The sequence below is a fragment of the Micromonospora zingiberis genome (assembly GCF_004331455.1).
Classification (GTDB): domain Bacteria; phylum Actinomycetota; class Actinomycetes; order Mycobacteriales; family Micromonosporaceae; genus Micromonospora; species Micromonospora zingiberis.
Genome location: NZ_SJJR01000001.1, coordinates 439,250 through 461,049, shown reverse-complemented (window position 1 = coordinate 461,049; position 21,800 = coordinate 439,250). Strand labels below are relative to the sequence as shown.

Below are 21,800 nucleotides of genomic sequence, written 5' to 3'. Positions count from 1 at the left end.
GAGGTGGGGGACGGAATTTCAGGCGAGGTGCCGCAGGACCAGTGCGGGTCGTAGCAGCACCTGCCGGGGGTCGCGGTGCGGCCCGTCGAGCAGGTCGGTGAGCAGGTCGACGCAGCGGGCGGCGGCGTCGCCGAGGGGCTGGCTGACGCTGCTCAGGCCGATCGCGGCGGCGACGGGCGTGTCGTCGAAACCGATCACCGGCAGGGTGGTGCCGGCGCCGCGCAGCGTCTGGAGTGCACCGAGGGCGAGTGAGTCGCTGGCGCAGACCAGGGCGGTGGGTGGGGTGGCGCGGCCCAGCAGTTCCCGCGTCGTACGCGCACCCTCGGCGATGCCGTCCTCGGTCCCGGTGTCGAGTCCGTCCGGGTCGACGCCCGCGCCGAGCAGGGCCCGCCGCCAGCCCGCGCGGCGGTCGTCACCGACTCCGGAACCGGCCGGCCAGCCGAGGAAGCCGACGTGTCGGTGACCGGCGGCGATGAGGTGGCCGGTCGCCTCCGCGGTGCCGGCCGCGCCGTCGACGTCGACCCAGCTGTGCGCCTGCGGGTGGTCCCACGGCCGTCCGAACGTGACGAACGGAATCTCCCGTTCGGCGAGCCAGGCGGTACGCGGGTCACCGTGATCGGTGCCGGTGATCACGAAACCGTCCAGGTCGTACGTGCTGAGCAGGTCGCCGTACGCGGTGATCTCACGTTCGTCGTCGGCGGCGGTGTAGAGCATGACCCGGTAGCCGGAGGCCTCGGCGGTCTCGGTGAGCCCGTGCAGGAAGCGGTCGAGCACCGAGCCGTTGATGCCGTCCCGGGTCGGTTCGATGCGTACCGCGATCAGCCGGGAACGGCCGGTACGCATCTGCCGGGCGGCCTGGTTGGCCCGGTAACCCAGAGTGACGATCGCGTCCTGTACCCGTTGCCGGGTCTCGGGTCGCACGATGTGCGGCGCGTTGATGACGTTGGACACGGTCTGCCGGCTGACCCGGGCGTGCCGGGCCACCGTCGCGATGGTCACCTTTTCTGCCACGTCATGCCTTTCGGGGGGCTTGAACGATCCAATTTGGATGAGGCAGGATTGGATCGTTCAAGTTGCTGGAGTGTTTCGGACTCTGCACCGCCCGGAACCGTCTGTCAAGAGGCTGTTCCACCGATGAACCTGGAGTCGTACGTGACCGCACGCCACCTGCAACCCCTGCTGCATGACCTGGTCGGGGTCGTCCTCGCGCCGACCAGTGCGATGGGGGACCCCGCCGGGCAGATCCGGCCGCTCGGCGTCCAGGGCGTCTTCCACGCCGACACCCGCGTCCTGTCCCGTGCCGAACTGCGCGTCGACGAGCAGGAACCCGAGTCGATCGGGCACGCGCCGGTCGGCGCCCACGCGGCCCGCTTCGTCGGTCTGGCCCGCTGGCTCGGCGACCCCGGCGCCGACCCGACCGTCCGGCTCGACCGGATCCGCCGCCTCGAACGGTACGGCCTCACCGAGGAGATCCAGGTGGTCTCCACCGCCGACGTGCCGGTGCAGGCCACCGTCACCGTCGACCTCGGCTGCGACCTCGCCCCGATCGAACGGGTCAAGACCGGCTTCGACACCGCGTCGTTGCCCGCGCAGGAGCTGGCGCCCGACCGGCTCGGTTGGACCGCCGGCAGCACCACCGTCACGGTCACCGCCGAGGACGCGCAACTCGACCTCGCCGGTGACCGGTCCCACGCCCCCCGGCTGGCCTGGTCGGTAAGCCTCGGACCACGGCAGAGCCGGACCCTGCGCTGGCGGCTCACCGTCACCGACCCGCGCGCCGTCGTGGCGTACCCGCCCACCGAGCCGACCTGGGCCGAGCCGCAACTGCGGGCCGACGACCGACGGTTGACCCGGCTGCTGCATCGCGCCCTCGACGACCTGCACGCGCTGCGGCTGGCCGACCCCGACGCCCCGGGCGACGTCTTCCTCGCCGCCGGGGTGCCCTGGTTCCTCACCCTGTTCGGGCGGGACAGCCTCTGGGCCGCCCGGATGCTGCTGCCGCTCGGCACCGACCTGGCCGCGGGCACCCTCAACGTGCTGGCCCGCCGGCAGGGGCGGCGCACCGACCCCGGCACCGGCGAGCAGCCCGGCAAGATCCTGCACGAGCTGCGGCGCGGCGAGTTCAGCCTGCCCGACAACGGGCTGCGGCTGCCGCCGGCCTACTACGGCACCGTGGACGCCACCATGCTCTGGATCAACCTGCTGCACGACGCGTGGCGCTGGGGGTTGCCCGCCGTGCGGGTCGAGCCGCTGCTGCCGCACCTGGAGGCCGCGCTCGGCTGGCTGCGCGAGCACGCCGACGCCGACGGCGACGGGCTGATCGAGTACATCGACACCACCGGGCACGGGCTGTCCAACCAGGGCTGGAAGGACTCCGGCGACGCCGTGCGGTTCCGCGACGGGAGCCTGGCCACCGGGCCGATCGCGCTGGCCGAGGTGCAGGGTTACGCCCACGAGGCGGCCCTCAACGGCGCCGCGCTGCTCGACGCCTTCGACCGGCCCGGCGGCGACCGCTGGCGCGAGTGGGCCACCCGGCTCGCCGCCCGGTTCCGGGCCGCCTACTGGGTCGACGGCCCGCACGGTCCGCAGCCGGCCCTCGCCCTGGACCGGGACAAGCGCCCGGTCGACTCGTTGACCAGCAACATCGGGCACCTGCTCGGCACCGGTCTGCTCGACGGTGACGAGCAGGCACAGGTGGCCCGGCTCCTCGGCACCGACACCCTGGCCGGGGCGTACGGGCTGCGGACGATGTCGACCCTGGACGCCGGGTTCAGCCCGCTGTCGTACCACTGCGGCTCGGTCTGGACCCACGACACCGCCATCGTGCTCGCCGGCCTGGCCCGGGCCGGATTCCACGAGCCTGCCCTGCGGCTGGCCGACGGGCTGCTCGCCGCCGCCGAGGCGTTCGACTACCAGCTACCGGAGTTGCACGGCGGTGACGACCGGTCCGGGCTCGGTCGGCCGGTGCCGTACCCCGCGGCCTGCCGTCCCCAGGCCTGGTCGGCCGGGGCGGCGGTGTCGCTGCTGCACGCCGCCGCCGGTGTCTACCCGGACGTGCCGGCCGGCACCGTACGGGTGGCGCCGCTGGCCGGCCCGGGTCTCGGTGCGGTCTCCGTGACCGGTCTGCGGATCGCCGACGCCCACCTCGACGTCACCGTCGACGCCGCCGGGCACGCCACGGTCTCGGGCCTGCCGGCCGGGCTGACGGTGACCACGGCCCCGATCCCGGCGCAGCGCGCCGCTTCGGTGCGGGCCGCCGGCCGATGACCTCCGGGTACGTCTCCTGTCGCCGGAGGGCAGGAGACGTACCCGGAGCAACAGCCGGGGCCGACCCGGTCAGGCCGTCTCGCGGGCGTGGTGGCGTTGGAGGCTGTCGAGGATGAGGTCGAGGCCGAACCCGAACTCGTCGGCGTAGCGGTAGTCGCGGCCCACCACCTGGTTGGTGATCATCTCGACCAGGTGCGGGTACTCGTCGGCTGGTAGTGCGTGCCGGATCTCGGCGACGAACTCGTCGGCTCCCTCGCCGGCCTCGAACGGGAGGTTCAGCTCGGTCAGCACGAAGCCGTACACGTAGGCGTCGATCGCCGAGAAGGCGTGCGCCGCCAGGGTGACCGAGAAGCCGTTGCGTCGCAGGCAGGCGAGCACCGTGTCGTGGTGGCGCAGGAGCGCCGGCCCGGGGGAGCGGCGCGACTCGATGAGGCCGAGGGCCCAGGGGTGCTGGGACAGCGCCCGGCGACTGGACTCCGCCCGTTCGGCCATGGCCGGCCGCCACGGCTGGTGCGGTTCGGGCAGCTCGATCTGCGTGAAGATCCAGTTCGCCAGGCCGTCGAGCAGCGCGTCCTTGCCGGCGAGATGGTGGTAGAGGGACATCGCCTCGACGCCGAGTTCCTTGCCGACGTTGCGCATGCTCACCTGGGCGACGCCGCCCCGGTCGGCGACCCGTACGGCCGCGGCGATGATGCGGTCGTGGTTGAGCGCTGGACGACGAGCCATCACAGGGAAACTCCGGTCCTGATTGCCGACTTACGGGTGTAAGGCTATCATGCCACCAGACTTACGAGTGTAAGGAGAGCGCCGTGCTGGCAGCAGTTGTGGATCGATACGGCCCGCCCGACGTGGTGCGCCTCGCCGAGGTCGCCCGGCCGCGACCCCGTTCCGGGGAAGTGCTGGTGCGGGTCCGGGCGGCGGCCGTCACCTCGGCCGACTCCCGCATCCGGGGCGCGCGGTTCCCGGCCGGCTTCGGCGTGCCCGCGAGGCTGGCGTTCGGCGTCGTCCGGCCCCGTCGCCCGACGCTGGGCAGCTCCTTCTCCGGCATGGTCGAGCAGGTCGGTGCCCAGGTCGGTGGCTTCGCGCCAGGTGACGAGGTGTGCGGCATGACCGGCGTGCGGCTCGGCGCGCACGCCGAGTACGTGGCGGTGCGGGCGGACCGGCTGGCCCGCAAGCCCAGCGAGGTCACCCACGCCGACGCCGCCGGGCTGCTCTTCGGCGGCAGCACGGCGCTGTTCTTCCTGCGCGACAAGGCGGACGTCGGGCCGGGCGCCACGGTGCTCGTCAACGGCGCCTCCGGTGCCATCGGTACGAACGCGGTGCAGCTCGCCCGGCACTTCGGTGCGACCGTCACCGCGGTGACCAGCGCGGCGAATCGCGAACTGGTCACCGGGCTGGGTGCCGAGCGGGTCATCGACTATGCCGAGGGTGGCCTTGCGGCCACCACCGAGCGATTCGACGTGGTGCTGGACGCGGTCGGCAACCTGTCGATCGAGTCCGGTCGGCGGCTGCTCGGTAGCCAAGGGGTGCTGCTGCTGGTGGTGGCGAGCCTCGGGGAGACCATCCGGGCGCGCGGCAACGTGGTGACCGGGGCGGCGCCCGAGCGGGTCGCCGACTTCGAATTCCTGCTCGGTCTCGTCGCCGGGGGCGAGATGACCGTCGTCCTCGACCGGGTCCACGGCCTCGACGGCATCGCCGACGCCCATCGTCGCGTGGACAGCGGCCGCAAGGTCGGCAACGTGGTGGTCTGCCCGTAGGGCCATCCGGCGCCGGGTGCTCGACGGTGCCCACGGTCTGGGTACCCGGGGTGCGCCTTGTCATGGTCCGCGCTGTCGGCCCACAATACCCATATAACCAACCGGACCAATAGGTTATATGGTCGGGGCCTGCCCCGGCTCGCCCCCAGCAGCCCGGACCACAGGGAGGACCGCATGGCGTCCACCGACGATCTCGCGCCCGTCGACGCCGACGTGACAGAGCTACGGCGCCTGCTGAGTCACCAGGCCAGCACGGTCGCCGTGGTCACCGCACCCGGGCCACCGCTGACCGGGTTCACCGCCACCTCGTTCACCACGGTCTCGCTGCGGCCGCCGGTCGTGTCGTTCTGCCTGGACACCGCCGCGTCCAGTTGGCCTGCGGTGGCCGTCGCGCGGCATGTCGGAGTGCACCTGCTCGCCCACCATCAGCAGGACCTCGCGCGGACCTTCGCCACCAGCGGGATCGACCGGTTCGCCGCACCCACCCGCTGGCGGCCCGGCCCGGAAGAGGTGCCCGTCCTGGCCGACACGCTCGCCTGGATGCTCTGCCGGGTGATCGACCGGGTCACGGTCGGCAGCCACGCCATCGTGCTCGCCGAGCCGGAACTGCTCCACCGCGCCGACGCCGGCTCACCGCTGCTGTACCACCGGGGTGGCTACACCGGCCTGCCGGTGGCCCGGGAGGCGGCCCGCTGAGCCGGTCGACCGGAACAGCACGCGTTCCCGGCCTGGTCAGGTGGACGCGTCCGACTCGCCGCCGCCCGCCCGACCGCGCAACTCGTGCCGGTACGGCGGGTCGGCGCCGGCACGGGTGCAGGTGACTGCGGCGACCTCGACCGCGTACCGCAGCGCGGCGGCGATGTCCTCGTCGGACCAGTCAGCGCCGGCCCGGGACAGTTCGGCGAGCATCCCGGCGGTGAACGCGTCACCGGCACCGATGGTGTCCACCACGTCGATCGCCGGTGCCGGCTGCCGGAACCCGCGCGTGCCGGAGAAGGCGACCGCCCCACCGGCACCCAGGGTCACCACGGCGAGGGTGACCCCGAGATCCTGCCAGTGCCGCAGGACGTCCTCGACTGGCCAGCCCGGGTAGAGCCAGGCCACGTCCTCCTCGCTGGCCTTGACGAGGTGGGCCAGCCGCACCAGGTGCTCGGTGCGGGTGCGGGCCTCGGCGGGAGTGCCGATCAGGCCGGGCCGGATGTTCGGGTCGACGCTGACCAGCGTGCCCTGGGCCCGCGCGGTACGCAGGGCGTCGGCCACCCGGTCGGCGCCGGGGGAGAGGAACACCGCCAGCGAGCCGGTGTGCAGGATGCCTCGGCCGGTCAACGCCGGAGACAACTCCTCGTCGCGCCACTGCCAGTCGGCGGTGCCGTTGACGTAGAAGTCGTAGGCGGCCACCCCGTCGTCGCTCAGCGCGGCGATCGCCAGGGTGGCCGGGTCGTCGGTGTCGACGGCGTGCCGCAGGTCGACGCCGTTGGTCTCGGCGTGCGTACGCAGTTGCCGGCCGAACCGGCTGGTGGCGAAGCGGGCGAGCAGCGTGGTCGGTACGCCGAGCCGGGCCAATCCCACGGCGACGTTGAGCGGGCTGCCGCCGGGGTGGGCGGCGAACCGGCCGTCCGGTGCCTGCACCAGGTCGACGACCGCCTCACCGAGGACGGTGACCGCCGCGTCGTCGCCCATTTCCGGCGCCGGTTCCGGCGCCCGCACCTCAGCCACCCGTGCTCGCGGCTGCCGGTAGCCGGGTGAGCAGGCCGGCGGCCGGGTCGTAGCGGACCGGGATCGGGTCGCTGATCTCACCGACGAACTGACCGTCGGCGTGGTCGACGAAGCCGATCAGGGACCAGCCGTCGCCGTCGGGCACCAGCCGTGGCGCGTACAGGTCGGGCAGCGCGATCGGCTGAGCGGCCGACACGTCCCACGGCCCCTGGACCGTCGGCGCGGGCACCACCCAGAGCTGCTCCTCGGACCCTCGGCTGGCGGCGATGGCGTTGGTGCAGAACAGCAGCAGCGGCTGCCCGTCCACGACGGCGACCTGGGGCACCTCGAGGTGACCGAAGCCGGCCGGCGCGGACAGCGGCGGCTGGACGGTCCAGTTCAGCAGGTCCGGGGAGGTCGCGTGGCCGACGACGCCCCGCGCGTCGGCGGGTCCCTGGTTGGCGCGGGCGGTGATGAGCATGTGCCAGCCGTCGCCGGCCGGATCCGGGAACACCCACGGGTCACGCCAGGCCTGCTCGTACCACATCTCGCGGTCGAGCAGTTCGTACCAGGTGGGGTCGGCCTCCACGAGGGGGCCGTCGCCGTGCCGGTGCCAGGTGACCAGGTCGTCGGAGACGGCCAGGCCGATGCGCTGGACGAGGCCGTCGTCCGCCCGGCCGACGCCGGTGTAGAACAGGTACCACCGCCCGTCCGGGCCGCGGACCGTGCAGCCGGTCCAGGTGGCCAGGTCGTCCCAGCCGGGGGAGTCGGCGGGCACGAGCGCGTCGGGAACCAGCCGCCAGGTGCGTAGGTCGTCGGAGACGGCATGGCCGATCGAGGCGCGCCGGTGGCGGCGGTGCGGGTCGAGCAGGGCCCGGGACGCACGCAGGAAGAATGCGTGCCACGAACCGTTGTCGTCCTGGGCGTACCAGCTGTCCCACACCCAGTGGTCGGGCAGACGTAACATGGCGGGGAACGTACCAGTAAATCGGTTTAGCGGCTACCGCGGGGCGGCCGTCAGTCGTGCGGCGCCACCCAGGGCGAGCCGGCCGGCGGGCCCACGGAACGACGCCGGCGCAACGGCATCGGTACGAACGACGGCGACTCGGCTTCGCCGTCGAGCAGCAACTCCACCGCCCGGCGACCCATCTGCTCGTGCGGCAGGGCGGCGGTGGACAGCCGGGGGCGTAGCCAGGAGGCGGTGGGGTCGTCGTCGAAGGAGATCACCGAGATGTCGTTCGGGATGGTCAGTCCGGCCTCGCCGAGCGCCTGGTAGGCGCCGAAGGCGAGTCGGTCGTTCATGCAGATGATCGCCGTCGGCCGCTCGGGTCGGCCGAGTAGCGCCCGGGTCGCGGTGTAGCCGTGTTCCGGTAGCCATTCGGGGCAGAAGGTCTCGCTGAGCAGCTTGACCCCGGCGGCGGCCAGGGTGGCCCGGATGCCGCGCAGCCGGGCCTCGGCGGCGAGCGAGATCTCGGGATCGCGTTCCTTCTGCCGGTTGCGCCCGATCAGCGCGATCCGGTCGCGGTGTCCGTGCCCGAGCAGCGTCTCGGCGACCGTGACGCCGGCCCGCTCGTCGTCCGGCAGTACGCAGGGCAGCTTCTCGGCACTTGTCGCGTTGAGCAGCACCACCGGGCCGCTGAGGATCGCTGGCGGCACCGCCAGGCGGCGGGTGGCCATGGCCGCGTAGATCACCCCGTCGACCTGACGGTCCAGGATCGCCTCGATGGCGTACTGCTCGAACGCCGCGTCGCCCTGGGTCTCGGTGATGAGCAGGACGTGGTCGCGTTCGCGTGCCGCGTCCAGGGCGCCGCGGATCAGACCACCGGCGAAGCGGGTGGTGGCGACGATATCGGAGACGAAGGCGATGGTGGCGGTCTTGCGGGTACGCAGGCTGCGCGCGGCCACGTTGGGTCGGTAACCGAGTTCCTCGGCCGCCGCGAAGACCCGCTGGTGTGCCTCCGCGGACAGCCGGGTCCCCTCGCGCCCGTTCAACACCATCGACGCGGCCGTCTTGGACAGCCCTGCCCGCTTGGCGACGTCGGCCAGGGTTACTCGGTTACGGCCCATCAGTCCTCCGATCGCGGCGGTCCGTCGGGCGCCGCTGTCCCCCACCATGATGCGTTGCCGCCGGTGGCTGGTCACCAGCGGGCGGCCCGCCCTCGACGGCCGGTCAGGTGAACCAGCTGTTTCCGGACCGTTGCCAACTCGTTCTTGACAGTCCCCGGCATCACGCGCATGCTCTGCTAAATCAGTTTAGCGACGAGGTTCAGCTGTTGGCGGAGGGCGTAATCCGCCAAGTTTCCCATTGGGTACCGCGAGCCGGAGTTCCGGTGCGCGACGTCCGTTGTCGGCCTGTGGCCGGGACCGGAGGTCGCCCCCGGCCGCCAGTCGGCGAGGCACGCGGAAGAGTCAAGGAGCATTGAGGTGCCGGAGTTCTCGACCAGGTTCACCCGACGCCGGCTGGCACTGCTGGTGCCGCTACTTACCGCCGGCCTGACCATCACCGCCTGTAGCGCGCCGGGCACGGAGCAGACCACGTCGGGTGACTCCGACGCCAAGGTCAGCACCGAGCTCGGAACCGACCCGATCACCCTGGAAATGTACGCCGAGACCGGTTTCCCGCTGGCCAAGGCGCTCGCCGACGAGTTCACCAAGCAGCACCCGAACGTCAAGTTCAACGTCCGCGAGGACCAGTTCACCGTCATCGTCGAGAACGCGCCGCGCGTGCTCTCCTCGGACAACGCGCCCGACATCATCCGGCTGCCCACCATGGTCGACCTGGTCAAGGACGGGCTGCTGAAGAACCTCGACCCGTACTTCGACGCGCACGGCTGGGACAAGTTCCCCGCCTCCCAGCTGGTGCAGCTGCGGCTCACCGACGGCGGTGCGCAGCGCGGCAGCGGCACCCTCTACGGCATGGGGCTGGGTTACAGCGTCACCGGTGTGTTCTACAACAAGAAGCAGGCCGAGCAGATCGGCATGACCCAGCCGCCGGCCACCATCGCCGAGTTCGAGGACCTGCTGGCCAAGGCGAAGGCCGCCGACCTGCTGCCGATCATGCAGTTCAACAAGAACACCGCCGGCATCAACTTCCCGTACCAGGCGCTGCAGAACCAGTTCGGTGACGCCAGCCAGATCGCGGACTGGATCTTCCAGAAGCCGGGCGCCACCTTCGACACCCCTGGCTCGCTCAAGGCCGCCCAGACCATCGAGAAGTGGGCCAAGGCCGGCTACTTCCCGAAGGACGCCAACGCCATCGACTACACCGCGATGATGGGCGAGTTCCAGAAGGGCAACGGCCTGTTCATGTTCAACGGCGACTGGGAGTCGGCGAACCTGGACAAGAACATGGCCGGTGACGTCGGCTTCTTCCTCTTCCCCGGTGAGAGTGCCGGCGCCAAGCACGTCGCGATGTCCGCCCCGAACACCTTCGGCGTCGGCGCCAAGGCCAAGAACCCGGACGCCGCGGCGTACTTCCTCAACTGGGTGCACACCAACGACAAGGCCCGGGAGATCTCGGTGAACGTCGGTGGCTCGCACCCGGGCGGCCCGAGTGACCTGGCCCTGCCGGCCGTCGGCGACGGCACCGTACTGGCCGAGACCCTCAAGGCGTCGCAGCAGCTCGGTGCCGACAACGGTGCGGTCGACTTCACCGCCAACGCCACCGGTGGCATCTTCGCCGCGGCCATCACTCCGGAGATGCAGAAGCTGATCGCCGGCCAGCAGACCCCCGAGGGATACGTCAAGGCGGTCCAGGCCGAGTACGAGAAGGAACTGTCCCGTTGACGTCCTCCCCCGCCTGACGGCAGGGGTATCCACGGAAGGAATCCGATGACGTCTGCCCTCGGCAGCGTCCCCGCCGGGCCGGGCACCGCGCCCCGGCCCGGCGGGGCGGACCCCCAGCGACCCGTGCGGCTCCACCGGAAGCGGTGGGGCCGCACGGCCCGGTGGATCGGCTGGCTCTGGGTCCTGCCCGCCCTGATCATGTACGGGTTCTTCGTGCTGCGCCCGCTCGTGCTGACCGTGCAGTACTCGATGTACCGCTGGAACGGCATCGGACCGGCCCGGTGGGTCGGGTTCGACAACTACCTGACCGTCTTCACCGACCGGGACCTGCTGAAGATCATCTCGAACGCGTTCATCCTGATCATCTTCTTCAGCTTCATCCCGGTCGCGCTCGGCCTGCTGGTGGCCAGCCTGGTGCGGCGCATCACCACCGGCCCGGGCGGCACCCTGGTCCGTACCGTGCTGTTCCTGCCGCAGGTGATCCCACTGGTCGCGGCCGGCATCGCCTGGAGTTGGGTGCTGTCCAGCAGCGGCCTGGTCAACCAGGTGCTGCGGGCCATCGGACTGGAGGCCATCACCCGCCCCTGGCTCGGCGAGTTCAACACCGCGCTGCCGGCGGTCGGGGTGATCGGTACCTGGATCATGCTGGGCCTCTGCACCATCCTGCTGGTCACCGGCATGAGCAAGATCGATCCGTCGCTCTACGAGGCGGCCCGGATGGACGGGGCCGGCCCGATCCGTGAGTTCTTCGCGGTGACCCTGCCCAGCCTGCGCCAGGAGATCGGCGTCTGCCTCACCGTCACCGTCATCGCCGCGCTGGCCAGCTTCGACATCGTCTACATCTCCACCAGCGGCGGCCCGGGCATCCAGACCACCGTGCCGGGTCTGGAGATCTACCGGCTCGCCTTCTCCCAGCGGCAGGTCGGGCTCGCCTCCGCCCTGGGCGTGGTGCTGATGCTGCTGGTGCTGCTCTGCGTACTGCCGATCCAGCGGCTGACCCGAGGGGAGAAGCCATGAACATGACCAGTCGCAGCGAGCGGGTGAGCGGACGGATCTTCCTGATCGCCCTGGTCGTGGTCACCCTGCTGCCGTTCCTCAGCATGCTGTCGGCGGCCCTGCAACCACGCGGCACCGTACCCACCGGCCTCGCCTGGCCGGCGGACCCACAGTGGAGCAACTTCGTCGACGCCTTCACCGCCGCGAACATGGGTGCCCTGCTGAAGTCGAGCATGCTCATCGTGGCCGGGGTCGTACCGATCGGGGTGCTCATCGCCACCATGGCCGGCTTCGGGCTCGGCCACCTGCGGGTGCCCGGCGGTCACATCGCCTTCGGGCTGTTGCTGCTCGGCCTCACCCTGCCCTTCGAGGCAGTGGTCACCCCGCTCTACTACCAGATGCGTGACCTGGGCCTGCTCAACACCCGGTGGGCGATCATCCTGCCACTGATCGGCCTCTACATGCCGTTCGCGGTGTTCTGGATGCGGGCCCACTTCACCAACGTGCCCCGCGAGTTGTCCGAGGCGGCCCGGGTGGACGGCAGCAACACCTGGCAGCTGTTCTGGCGGGTGCACGTGCCACTGGCCCGACCGGCGATCGCCTCGCTGACGATCCTGCTGTTCCTCTGGACCTGGAACCAGTTCCTGCTCGCCATCGTCATGGTCGACGATGCCACCAAACGGACCATGGCTGGTGCGCTGGGCGCGTTCCAGGGACAGTGGGGGACCGACCTGGTGCTGCTGTGCGCCGGGTCGCTGCTGATCCTCACCCCCACCCTCATCGTGTTCCTGATCTTCCAGCGACAGTTCATCAAGGCCCTGCTCCAGGGCTCCGTGAAGGGATAGCGGGTCGTGACCGACACCCAGATCCACGGTGACGTCGACGACGGCTTCGGCCGGGTCGCCGACGTGTTCCGTGACAACTTCGCCCACCGCCGGGAGGTGGGCGCCGCCGTCGCCGTCTACCTGCGCGGTCGCAAGGTCGTCGACCTGCACGGCGGGTCGGCCGACCCCCGGGCGGGGCGCCCGTGGACTGCGGACACCACCGCCGTCGTCTTCTCCTGCACCAAGGGGATCATGGCGATCTGCGCGTACCTGCTGGTCCAGCAGGGTCAACTCGACCTGGACGCGCCGGTCACCCGCTACTGGCCCGAGTTCGGCAAGCACGGCAAGGCGGAGATCCCGGTACGCTGGCTGCTCACTCACCAGTCCGGCCTGTCGGCGCTGGACAAGCAGTTCACCCGCGAGGAAGTGCTCGCCTGGGACCCGGTGATCAAGGCGATCGAGGACCAGACGCCACTGTGGCAGCCGGGTACCGCCCACAGCTATCACCCGATCACCTACGGCTGGCTGATCGGCGAGGTGATCCGCCGGATCACCGGCGAGATGCCGGGCGCCTACTTCGCCCGGAACCTTGCCGAGCCACTCGGCCTGCGTACCTGGATCGGCTTGCCGGCCGCCGAACGCGACGCGGTCGCCTGGATGCTGGGGCCGATCGGTGACCTCGGCCCGGCCAACCACCCGGTCGCCGAGCGCGGCATCACCATGGGCGGCGCCTTCGCCTTCCCCGCCGACGAAGACGGCCTGGTCAGCTTCAACGACCCGGCCATCCAGGCGGCGCAGATCCCCGGCGCGGGCGCGGTCAGCACGGCCGAGAGCCTGGCCCGCCTCTACGGCGCCTGCGTCACCGAGGTCGGCGGACCCCGGCTGCTCACCACCGCGTCCGTCGACGACGCACTCACCCTCCGCGTCGCCGGGCAGCAGGTGTACGGACACCCCGATGCCGGACACCGGTGGGGCACCGGGTTCCTGGTGCACTCCGTGCCCCGGCCGATGCTCGGCACGCGCAGCTTCGGCCACGACGGCGCGGGCGGGCACCTGGCCTTCGGCGACGACACCCACCAGGTCGGCTTCGGCTACGTGGTCAACCAGATGGGTGGCATCGACGACGAGCGCGCCAACCTGCTCAGCGCGGCGGTGCGCGACTGCCTGGGGGAGTAGCGGGACAGCTCCGCCCGGCTCTGCCCGCTGATCGTCCGGTGCCCGCGCCATCCGCTCCGCGTGGGCACCGGCTCGTCACCGCGTCCCGCCGAGCCCGCCTCAGCGGGCAGCGGCCGGCGGAGGGATCAACCCTCCAGGCGTACGGTGACGCTCACCCGTCCCCGGTCGTCGCGTCGGGCGACCGCGTGCCCGGTTCGGTCGACGCCGTCCAGTTGCAGGGCGATCGGGCCGCCCTCACCCAGGAAGTTGCGCCACCAGTTCTTCGAGTCGGGCATCGCCACGCTGATCGTGACGGTGTCGCCAGCGCGTCGGAACGACACCGGGGTGCTGAAGGTGCGGCCCGAGCGGCGTCCGGTGTAGGTGACCACTGTCAGGTTCCTGCTGAGCAGGGGGCCCAGTCCGGGCGAGGAGCGCAGCGCCATGACCGCCGAGTTGACGCGGTTGACGACTCGCCTGGTCCGCGGTCCCATTCGTGCCAACAGATCCTCCACAAGCGACAGTACCGATTGCTGGCGAAGCTAACACGGAGGCTCAGGGGGCCGATCGACGGGCTCGCCGTCCCCGGCCCCACGTGTTGCGAGCGCACTGGTGAGGCGGTACGTCACCCGGCTCCGGGTGACGTACCGCCTCCTCGGCGAGCTGGCTCAGCGGTGCGCCGCCGTCATGCCGGTGAGCAGCTTGTCGATCTCGTCCGCGAGGGCGTCCACGCCCTGCGGGCCGTTGGTCGAGACGACCTTGACGGAGGGCTCGTAGTACACCTCGACGGAGGCCGGATTGGGCTTGTGCAGGTTGTGGATTCCGGCGGCCTCAAGTGCCTCGTCGATGTAGTACGTGAGCCGGGTCTGTTGGTCGGGCACGTGCAGGTAGCCGTAGTCCTCGGCGGCGCGTTCGGCGGCCTTGGGCACGGTGCTCACCGTGGTCCCGGCGAAGGGGTTCGCGTCGAGCCGGTACGGGTTGCCGTGCTCGTCGATGCGCGACCGCGTCGAGGTGAGGATCACCGGCGCGTGGCAGATCAGCGAGACCAGCACCTCGTTCTCCCGCAGGACGTGCAGCAACTCGCCCAGCCACGGGTCGTCCCGAAAGCTGATCATCGGCGCGTGACCACCGGGTGCGTGGAAGAAGTCGAACTCGGCCAGGTCGAAGTCGTCACCCGGGTCGCGGTGGCGCGCCACGATCTGCCGAGCGGAGAGGTAGTCGCGTCGGGGCAGGGTGGCCAGCCGGGCGGTCAGGTCCGCCTGGATGGCGGCGGCCTCCCGGTCGGTGCCGGGGAGTACGTCGGAGAGCGTGACCTGCCCCAGGTGTCGCGCCAACACCCCGAGCTCCTGGTCGCTGCGGGTGACCAGGGATGCGTACCGGTCGCGGTAGTTGGCCAGGTCGAAAGCCGGGTCGGCCTGTAGTTCCCGGGCCTGCCGCATCGTCGCGGCAAGCTCGGCGACGGCGAAGTACGGCAACGCCATGCCGTTGATGTCGACCTGCGGCAGATCGCCGTCGACGGTGGCGAAGGTGAACTCGTGCGTGCCCTCGAACCGTCTCGCGGGCGACGTTTCTTCAACTACTTCCCGGCCAAGGAAGACGTCATCACCCAGCCGGACCCGCAGGAGCGCGCCGTCTGGGCCGACATCCAGGCCCGGCACGTCGACACCGAGCCGCTCTGGCAGGCGTTGACCGCCACCGTCCTGGAAGGGTTGGCCTCGATCGAGGACTCGTTCGTGGCGCTGCGGCGGATCAAGGCGTCCGCCCCCGCGATGGCCGCGACGTTCGGCAAGGGCAGTCGGTGGATCAGTGAGGACCTCCGCCAGTGGGTCGAGCGGCGGACCCCGGCCGAGCAGTTGCCCGCGGCCCGGCTGCAACTGAACGTCGTGATGGCGGCCCTGATGACCGCGTACGAGCAGTGGCAACCCGACGAGCCGTTCGGCGACTTCATCGACACCGCCCGCCGGCACCTCGCCGCCGCCGGAGCCGGCTTCGCGGGCCCGGCGGGTCGCTGAGCCTCGCCGCGTCGCCCTGTTGGGCCGGCCGTTGTCTCGACGGCCGGTCCAGGCGGAACTCGCCAGTCATCAGACCAAGTTGTTGCCGTGTGGCTCTGCTGCGTGCTCGTGTCCGGGGTGTTGCGTCGGGACATTGACATACATCTGATGATTACCATACGGTTACAGCGGGATTCATCGATGCCCGGATCATATGGGTTGGGTCGTTTTCACCCCTCGACCTTCCGGCGCACGCCCCCGGTGAGCTGAACCCCGTTGACGCTGTGCCCGGAAGGGAGACATCAGCATGTCCGAATCGCTGGGACCGGAGGTCCGTCGGCGGCTCCTCCTCGGAGCCGGTCTGGGCGCCCTGAGCTCCATGGCCATGCCCTGGTCGGCGGGCGCTTCGGCGGCACTGCCGCAGGGCCTGGCCGCGACCTGGGACGATCCGCCCAACGGCTATCCCGAGTGGAACAACAACATCGGGATCTTCCAGGTCAACGCCCAGCCGGCGCACGCGACCTTCATGCCGTACGCCGATCTCCAGCAGGCGCTCAACGCCGACCGCAGCACCTCGCCGTACCGGTTCAGCCTCGACGGCACCTGGCGATTCCAGCACGTCACCCGGGCGGCCGACCGGGATCCCAACTTCCACCGGACCGATCTCAACGACAGCACCTGGCGCACCATCCCGGTGCCGTCCAACTGGCAGCAGCACGGCTACGACTTCCCGATCTATACGAACATCGCGTACCCGTGGTGGGGTGGCACCGGCTACGACGAGGCCCGCACGCCGCCGTTCGTACCGACACAGTTCAATCCGGTCGGGCAGTACCGCCGTACCTTCCAGGTCCCCGCCGGGTGGCAGGGCCGGCGCATCCACATCCACTTCGAGGGGGTCAAGGCCGCCTTCTACCTGTGGATCAACGGTACCCGGGTGGGCTACCGCGAGGGTTCGTACACCCCGGCCGAGTTCGACCTCACCGACCACCTCCAGGCGGGAAACAACCTGATCGCCGTCGAGGTATTCCGGTTCCCCGACGGCGACTGGCTGGAAGACCAGGACATGATCCGGCTCTCCGGGATCTTCCGGTCGGTCTACCTCTACTCGCTGCCCACCGTGCACCTGCGGGATTTCAAGATCGAAACCCCGCTGCGCGACAACTACACCAACGCCGACATGGTGGTCGCCGCCAGCGTGCGCAACAGCGGCACCCAGCAGACCGGCACCTACACCGTCGAAACCCAGCTGTACGACCACAATCGACAGCCGGTGTGGCCGGAACCGCTGCGTACCCAGATCGCCATCGGCTCGGTGGCGCCCGGACAGGACGCCACCGGGCGGGGCAGCCGGGCCGTCCCGGGGCCCCGGCTCTGGTCCGCCGAGTACCCCAACCTCTACACCGCCGTACTCCAACTGCGGGCCCCGTCGGGCGCGGTCGTCCAGATCGTGTCGGCCCGGGTCGGATTCCGCGAGTTCGCCATCCGCAACGGACTGATCCGCATCAACGGCCAGCCGGTCTCCCTGCGTGGGGTCAACCGGCACGAGATGGACCCGGACCGGGGTGCCGCGCTGAACCGCGCCGACATGATCCGCGACATCCGGGTGATGAAGCAGCTCAACATCAACGCGGTACGCACCGCGCACTACCCGAACATCCCGACCTTCTACGAACTCGCCGACGAGTACGGCCTCTACGTCATGGACGAGGCCAACCTCGAGACGCACGGCGTGATGGGCAGCTATCCGGCCTCCCGGGCGGACTGGACCGCGCCCGTCATCGACCGGGCGAGCGCGATGGTGCACCGGGACAAGAACCACCCCAGCGTGGTCATCTGGTCGCTGGGCAACGAGGCCGGCGGGGGCAGCAACTTCGTCACCATGCGCAACTGGATCCGGGCGGCCGACCCGACCCGGATCATCCAGTACCAGGGCGACAACCGGCCGGAGGTCAGTGACCTGCGCGTCGAAGGGTACGAGTCGCTGGCCCGTACCGAGCAACGCGCCCACGACCCGGACCAGCGGCCGTACGTGTCACACGAGTACGCCCACTCGATGGGCAACTCGACCGGCAACCTCAAGGAGTACTGGGACATCTACCGGCGCTACCCGATCCTGCAGGGCGGGTTCATCTGGGACTTCGCCGACCAGGCGTTGCGCCGCCCGGTGCCGAACGGCGGCGGCGCCACCTACCTCTCCTACGGCGGAGACTGGGGCGACCGACCCGACTTCGAGGGCGCCTTCTGCGGCAACGGCATCGTCGACGCCGACCGCCGGGCCGGCGGCAAGGCCGTGGAGGTCAAACAGGTCTACCAGGCGATCAACGTCACCGCCGGTGCCGACATCACCAGCGGGAACATCCGGATCACCAACGAGTACCTGTTCACCAACGTCAACGCCTTCGAGGGGCGCTGGTCGCTGATCGCGGACGGCCAGGTCGTCTCCAGCGGCACCCTCACCGCGCAGCAACTCGACGTCGCACCACTGTCGAGCCGGACGGTCCAGCTGCCGATCCAGCGGCCGGGCACCATCGCGCCCGGGGCCGAACACTTCCTCCAACTGTCGTTCCGGCTCCGCGCGACGCAGCTGTGGGCCGACGCCGGGTTCGAGGTGGCCAAGCAACAGCTGCCGGTCAACTTCAACAGCCCGCCGATCCAGCCCACCCCGGTCAGCAGCGTGCCGACGGTGACCCTCGCCGAGACCGGCACCAGCGTGACCATCACCGGCACCGGGTTCGCCGTCACCATCGCCAAGGCGACCGGCCTGATCACCGCGTACGACGGGCTGGGCATCCGGCTGGTCAACTCCGGTCCGACGCCGAACTTCTGGCGGGCGCCGAACGACAACGACCGGGGCAACGGCCACCCGACCCGCAACGCCACCTGGCGACGGGCCGGTGCCAACCGGACGGTGTCCACAGTCGTGGTGACCCGACTGTCGGACCGCGCGATCCGGGTCGACGTCAACGGCACCCTGCCGACCAGCACCACGTCCACGTACACCACGACGTACACGGTCTTCGGTAACGGCGAGATCAGGGTCGACAACACGCTGCGCCCGGGCGCGTCGAGCCTGCCCTACATCCCCGAGGTCGGCACGATCCTGATGCTGCCCGGCGGGCTGGACCGGCTGCGCTACTACGGCCGGGGGCCGGAGGAGAACCACTGGGACCGGCGCACCGGATCCGACGTCGGCGTGTACCAGTCGACCGTCGCGCAGCAGTGGACCGGTTACCTGCGCCCGCAGGAGAACGGCAACAAGACCGACGTACGCTGGGCCGCCCTGACCGACGGCAACGGCCGGGGCCTGCTGGTGGCCGGCGACTCGCTGCTGGAGGTCAACGCGTCGTACTTCACGCCGGAGGACCTGTCCGTCGGCGTCCGGCACGACTACCAGCTGACCCGGCGTCAGGAGATCGTGCTGCGGGTCAACCACAAGCAGATGGGGGTCGGCGGCAACGACACCTGGGGCGCGCACACCATCGACGCGTACAAACTGTTCCCCGACCGGACCTACAGCTACACCTACCGGCTGCGGCCGCTGCCCGACGTCGGTCAGGCGATGGCCCTGTCCCGGCAGCCGGTCGGCGAGGTGACCGGCGGTGCACCGGTGCAGCCCGGCGTCCACTACCGCCTCGTCGCCCAGCACAGCGGCAAGGCCGCCGACATCAACGCCAACTCCACCGCGCCCGGGGCGCAGCTGATCCAGTGGCCGGTCGGCAGTGGCCTCAACCAGCAGTTCGACTTCGTCGCCTCCGACGGCGGTCACTACCGGATCCGGGCCCGGCACAGTGGACTCGTGCTCCAGGTGGCCAGCAACAGCAGTGGCGCCGACATCACCCAGCAGCCCGACAGCAACGCCGCCAGCCAGCAGTGGCGGCTGGTCGACCACGGTGGCGGCGTGGTCAGCCTGGTCAACCGGCAGAGTGGGCTGGCGATGGACGTGTACGCCGTGTCCACCGCCGACGGAGCCCGGATCTCCCAGTGGACGCTGTCCGGCAACCCCAACCAGCGCTTCCAACTGCAACGCGTCTAGGTCCTAGCCGCGGATCTTGGTACGAAAGGGCCCTCACGGGGCCCTCACGGGGGCCGCTTCGTACCAAGATCCGCGCGGGACAGATGGGTGTCGACACCGATCCTCGGCCCGCTCAGCGGGCGGGCAGTCGGTCGCCCTGGCGTACCAGACCGCTCTGGTACGCCAGGACGACCAGTTGCGCGCGGTCGCGGACGTTGAGCTTGGTCATCGCCCGGTTCACGTGGGTCTTGGCGGTCAGCGGTGAGACGAACAGCCGGTCGGCGATGTCGTCGTTGGACAGCCCGTGCGCGACGAGCACGAGCACCTCGCGCTCCCGGTCGGTGAGCAGGTCGAGGCCCCGGATCCGGCTGTCCGGCGGCGACCGCAGCTCGGCGAGGAACCGGCTGACCAGCGCGGTGGTCGCCTTCGGTGAGAGCAGCGCGGCACCGTCGGCGACGACCCGGATGGCGCGCAGCAGCTCCTCGGGCGCGACGCTCTTGCCGAGGAAGCCGCTGGCACCGGCCTGGAGCGCGCGTACCACGTTGTCGTCGTTCTCGAAGGTGGTGAGCACCAGTACGCGGACTCCGGCCAGGTCGTCGTCGGCGCCGATGCGGCGGGTGGCCTCGATGCCGTCCAGCCGGGGCATCCGGATGTCCATGAGTACGACATCGGCGCGGCAACTGCGGGCCAGGTCGACCGCGGCCCGCCCGTCCTCCGCCTCGGCGACCACCGCGAAGCCCGGCTCGGAGTCGATGATCATGCGGAAACCGGCGCGGATCAGCGCCTGGTCGTCGGCGAGCACGACCCTGATCGTCACGCCGGCTCCCGGTGTGCCCGGGCACTGGCCCAGGCCGGGCACACCCGGGCGCCCGCCCCGGCGTCGAGCGCCCCGGCGCTGGTGCCGGTGGGCAACGGTCCGGTGCTGGTGCCGGTGGGCAACGGTCCGGTGCTGGTGCCGGTGGGCGCTGGCGTGGCCCTGGTCCCGGTGGCAGCGCAGGCCAGGGGGGCCGGTGGGTCGGCCGGATGGTGCCGAGGTTCGTCGGTGGGCAGGGCGGCGTGCACTCGGAACCGGCCGTCGTCGGTCGGGCCGGCGCTGACCCGACCGCCTGCCGAGGCGGCCCGCTCGTGCATGCCCACCAGGCCGTAGCCGGCGCCGGAGGCGGGCGGGAACGGCCGGATCTCGTTGTCGATGTCGAGGACGACACCGCCGGGCGTGTACTCGACGAGCAGCCCGGCGGTGCCGAGGCCGTACCGGTGCGCGTTGGTCAACGCCTCCTGAACGATCCGGTAGGCGGCGAGGTCGACCAGCGCGGGTAGCTCGCGGGCCGGGCCGCGCTGCTGGTGGCGTACCCGGAAACCGGCCGCCGCCAGGCCGGCGAGTAGTTCGGGTAGTTGGGCCAGGCCCGGCGTCGGCTCGGTGCTCTCCGTCTCGCCGGGCCCGCGCAGCATGCCGACCACCGTCTGGATCTCCTTCAGGACGGTGTCGGAGGCTTCCCGGATGTGTGCGAGCACCGGCCCGATCCGCTCGGGCTGGCGTTCCAGCACGTGCGCGGCGGCACCGGCCTGCACGTTGATCACGGCGATGTGGTGGGCGACCACGTCGTGCAGTTCCCGGGCGATGCGGAGCCGTTCCTCCACGACCCGTCGCCGGGCCTCCTCGTCGCGGGTCTGCTCGGCCCGGTGGGCCCGCGCCTCCACCTCCAGGATGTAGGCGCGTTGGGTACGCCGCGCGTCGCCGACGGCCGCGGCGAGGAAGATCCACGCGAACACGCCGAGGACCTCCAGCCGCCACCAGTTGTCGGGGGCCACCACCAGACCGGTCAGGTAGACCACCGACGATGCGGCGACGGCGCAGGTCCAGCCCCGCCGGCGGTCGGTGTGTGCGGCGATCGAGTACGTGATGACCCCGATTGCGATGATCAGACCAGGATTGCTCACTCCGTGCCATATCGCGCCGGCCGTGGCGACCGTGGAGATGCCCAGCGCGAGCCAGGGACGGATGCGTCGCAACAGCACCGCGACGAAGGCCACCGTGGCGATCAGCATGTCGCCGAACGCGGGTTGCCCGTCCTCGGCCGCCTTGCGCAACACGGCGATCGAGAGCACCACGGCCAGCAGCAGGTCGAGCAGCAGCGGCCTACCCACCGCCTGCCTGAGCGCGCTGAACCGTACGGCGTTCCTGGTCTCCATCGTCCTGAACGGTACGCGTCGTCACCGCCCCATGCCTCCTGCACGCGTAGTAGCTGGACGGCGTCCGAATACCACGCTCGTGGTACGGACCTGCCTGCGTACGGACGACGCTTGGCGGCTGCGCGAA

Annotated in this window: 18 protein-coding genes; 9 read left to right on the top strand and 9 right to left on the bottom strand. The window is 70.9% G+C overall.

Translation table 11 applies throughout. The features are described 5' to 3' along the window. Positions 1-18 precede the first annotated feature (18 nt). Complete coding sequence (locus E0H26_RS02020; protein WP_240741965.1) at positions 19-999, bottom strand: LacI family DNA-binding transcriptional regulator; 981 nt, start codon at positions 997-999, stop codon at positions 19-21. Positions 1,000-1,152: 153 nt separating this feature from the next. Between E0H26_RS02020 and E0H26_RS02015 the strand changes: the two genes are divergently transcribed. After that, positions 1,153-3,267, top strand: coding sequence for an amylo-alpha-1,6-glucosidase (locus tag E0H26_RS02015; RefSeq protein WP_131300514.1), 2,115 nt, complete (start codon positions 1,153-1,155; stop codon positions 3,265-3,267). A gap of 69 nt (positions 3,268-3,336) precedes the next feature. Here the strand turns inward: E0H26_RS02015 and E0H26_RS02010 are convergent, their stop codons facing one another. Further along, positions 3,337-3,993 (bottom strand): TetR/AcrR family transcriptional regulator, encoded by a 657-nt coding sequence (locus E0H26_RS02010; RefSeq protein WP_131300112.1) that lies wholly within the window; start codon positions 3,991-3,993, stop codon positions 3,337-3,339. A gap of 83 nt (positions 3,994-4,076) precedes the next feature. Between E0H26_RS02010 and E0H26_RS02005 the strand changes: the two genes are divergently transcribed. Further along, positions 4,077-5,024: an NAD(P)-dependent alcohol dehydrogenase gene (locus E0H26_RS02005; protein WP_131300109.1), complete on the top strand. Its 948-nt coding sequence runs from the start codon at positions 4,077-4,079 to the stop codon at positions 5,022-5,024. 174 nt (positions 5,025-5,198) lie between these two features. Then, on the top strand, positions 5,199-5,720 hold the full coding sequence (locus E0H26_RS02000) for a flavin reductase family protein (protein ID WP_131300107.1): 522 nt from the start codon (positions 5,199-5,201) through the stop codon (positions 5,718-5,720). A gap of 36 nt (positions 5,721-5,756) precedes the next feature. Here the strand turns inward: E0H26_RS02000 and E0H26_RS01995 are convergent, their stop codons facing one another. The 3 genes from E0H26_RS01995 to E0H26_RS01985 are packed head-to-tail and all read right to left on the bottom strand — an operon-like array spanning position 5,757 to position 8,861. Continuing rightward, the gene (locus tag E0H26_RS01995) at positions 5,757-6,740 is read right to left on the bottom strand and encodes a carbohydrate kinase family protein (RefSeq protein ID WP_240741964.1); all 984 of its coding nucleotides are present in this window, start codon (positions 6,738-6,740) and stop codon (positions 5,757-5,759) included. Next, positions 6,733-7,686, bottom strand: a complete 954-nt coding sequence (locus E0H26_RS01990) for a glycoside hydrolase family 68 protein (protein ID WP_131300105.1) — start codon at positions 7,684-7,686, stop codon at positions 6,733-6,735. The genes E0H26_RS01995 and E0H26_RS01990 overlap by 8 nt, the downstream gene beginning before the upstream one ends. 50 nt (positions 7,687-7,736) lie before the next feature. Next, the gene (locus tag E0H26_RS01985; protein ID WP_240741963.1) at positions 7,737-8,861 is read right to left on the bottom strand and encodes a LacI family DNA-binding transcriptional regulator; all 1,125 of its coding nucleotides are present in this window, start codon (positions 8,859-8,861) and stop codon (positions 7,737-7,739) included. Between the two features lie 282 nt (positions 8,862-9,143). Here E0H26_RS01985 and E0H26_RS01980 point away from each other — a divergent pair, with 282 nt between their 5' ends. Genes E0H26_RS01980 through E0H26_RS01965 form a run of 4 tightly spaced genes read left to right on the top strand, consistent with a single transcriptional unit; the run spans position 9,144 to position 13,501 of the window. Further along, entirely contained in the window at positions 9,144-10,505 is a 1,362-nt protein-coding gene (locus E0H26_RS01980; RefSeq protein ID WP_131300103.1) for an ABC transporter substrate-binding protein, read from the top strand. A gap of 45 nt (positions 10,506-10,550) precedes the next feature. After that, the gene (locus tag E0H26_RS01975) at positions 10,551-11,522 is read left to right on the top strand and encodes a carbohydrate ABC transporter permease (RefSeq protein WP_206024804.1); all 972 of its coding nucleotides are present in this window, start codon (positions 10,551-10,553) and stop codon (positions 11,520-11,522) included. Beyond that, positions 11,519-12,346, top strand: a complete 828-nt coding sequence (locus tag E0H26_RS01970; RefSeq protein WP_206024802.1) for a carbohydrate ABC transporter permease — start codon at positions 11,519-11,521, stop codon at positions 12,344-12,346. Before E0H26_RS01975 ends, E0H26_RS01970 begins: the two co-directional genes overlap by 4 nt. Positions 12,347-12,352: 6 nt before the next feature. Beyond that, the gene (locus tag E0H26_RS01965; protein ID WP_131300101.1) at positions 12,353-13,501 is read left to right on the top strand and encodes a serine hydrolase domain-containing protein; all 1,149 of its coding nucleotides are present in this window, start codon (positions 12,353-12,355) and stop codon (positions 13,499-13,501) included. 125 nt (positions 13,502-13,626) lie between these two features. On the opposite strand, the gene E0H26_RS01960 is transcribed toward E0H26_RS01965, so the two are convergent. Continuing rightward, a complete protein-coding gene (locus tag E0H26_RS01960) occupies positions 13,627-13,971 on the bottom strand; it encodes a nitroreductase/quinone reductase family protein (protein ID WP_131300099.1) in 345 nt (114 codons plus the stop codon). A 174-nt stretch (positions 13,972-14,145) separates the two neighbouring features. Next, positions 14,146-14,958 (bottom strand): type 1 glutamine amidotransferase family protein, encoded by an 813-nt coding sequence (locus tag E0H26_RS01955; protein ID WP_131300097.1) that lies wholly within the window; start codon positions 14,956-14,958, stop codon positions 14,146-14,148. A gap of 54 nt (positions 14,959-15,012) precedes the next feature. Between E0H26_RS01955 and E0H26_RS01950 the strand changes: the two genes are divergently transcribed. Continuing rightward, entirely contained in the window at positions 15,013-15,489 is a 477-nt protein-coding gene (locus E0H26_RS01950; RefSeq protein ID WP_131300095.1) for a hypothetical protein, read from the top strand. 286 nt (positions 15,490-15,775) lie between these two features. Then, positions 15,776-19,504 carry a beta-galactosidase, LacZ type gene (gene lacZ, locus E0H26_RS01945; RefSeq protein ID WP_131300093.1) on the top strand — a complete coding sequence of 1,243 codons (3,729 nt, stop codon included), beginning with the start codon at positions 15,776-15,778 and terminating at the stop codon, positions 19,502-19,504. A 112-nt stretch (positions 19,505-19,616) separates the two neighbouring features. Here lacZ and E0H26_RS01940 read toward each other — a convergent pair whose 3' ends face one another. Continuing rightward, positions 19,617-20,300 (bottom strand): response regulator, encoded by a 684-nt coding sequence (locus tag E0H26_RS01940; protein WP_131300092.1) that lies wholly within the window; start codon positions 20,298-20,300, stop codon positions 19,617-19,619. Continuing rightward, positions 20,297-21,673, bottom strand: coding sequence for a sensor histidine kinase (locus tag E0H26_RS01935; protein ID WP_131300090.1), 1,377 nt, complete (start codon positions 21,671-21,673; stop codon positions 20,297-20,299). Before E0H26_RS01935 ends, E0H26_RS01940 begins: the two co-directional genes overlap by 4 nt. Between the last annotated feature and the right edge of the window lie 127 nt (positions 21,674-21,800).

Coding starts and splice junctions, on each gene's coding strand:
- E0H26_RS02010 (WP_131300112.1), bottom strand. CDS start 3,993: ATGGCTCGTCGTCCAGCGCTCAACCACGACCGCATCATCGCCGCGGCC.
- E0H26_RS02000 (WP_131300107.1), top strand. CDS start 5,199: ATGGCGTCCACCGACGATCTCGCGCCCGTCGACGCCGACGTGACAGAG.
- E0H26_RS01990 (WP_131300105.1), bottom strand. CDS start 7,686: ATGTTACGTCTGCCCGACCACTGGGTGTGGGACAGCTGGTACGCCCAG.
- E0H26_RS01975 (WP_206024804.1), top strand. CDS start 10,551: ATGACGTCTGCCCTCGGCAGCGTCCCCGCCGGGCCGGGCACCGCGCCC.
- E0H26_RS01970 (WP_206024802.1), top strand. CDS start 11,519: ATGAACATGACCAGTCGCAGCGAGCGGGTGAGCGGACGGATCTTCCTG.
- E0H26_RS01960 (WP_131300099.1), bottom strand. CDS start 13,971: ATGGGACCGCGGACCAGGCGAGTCGTCAACCGCGTCAACTCGGCGGTC.
- E0H26_RS01955 (WP_131300097.1), bottom strand. CDS start 14,958: ATGGCGTTGCCGTACTTCGCCGTCGCCGAGCTTGCCGCGACGATGCGG.
- lacZ (WP_131300093.1), top strand. CDS start 15,776: ATGTCCGAATCGCTGGGACCGGAGGTCCGTCGGCGGCTCCTCCTCGGA.
- E0H26_RS01935 (WP_131300090.1), bottom strand. CDS start 21,673: ATGGAGACCAGGAACGCCGTACGGTTCAGCGCGCTCAGGCAGGCGGTG.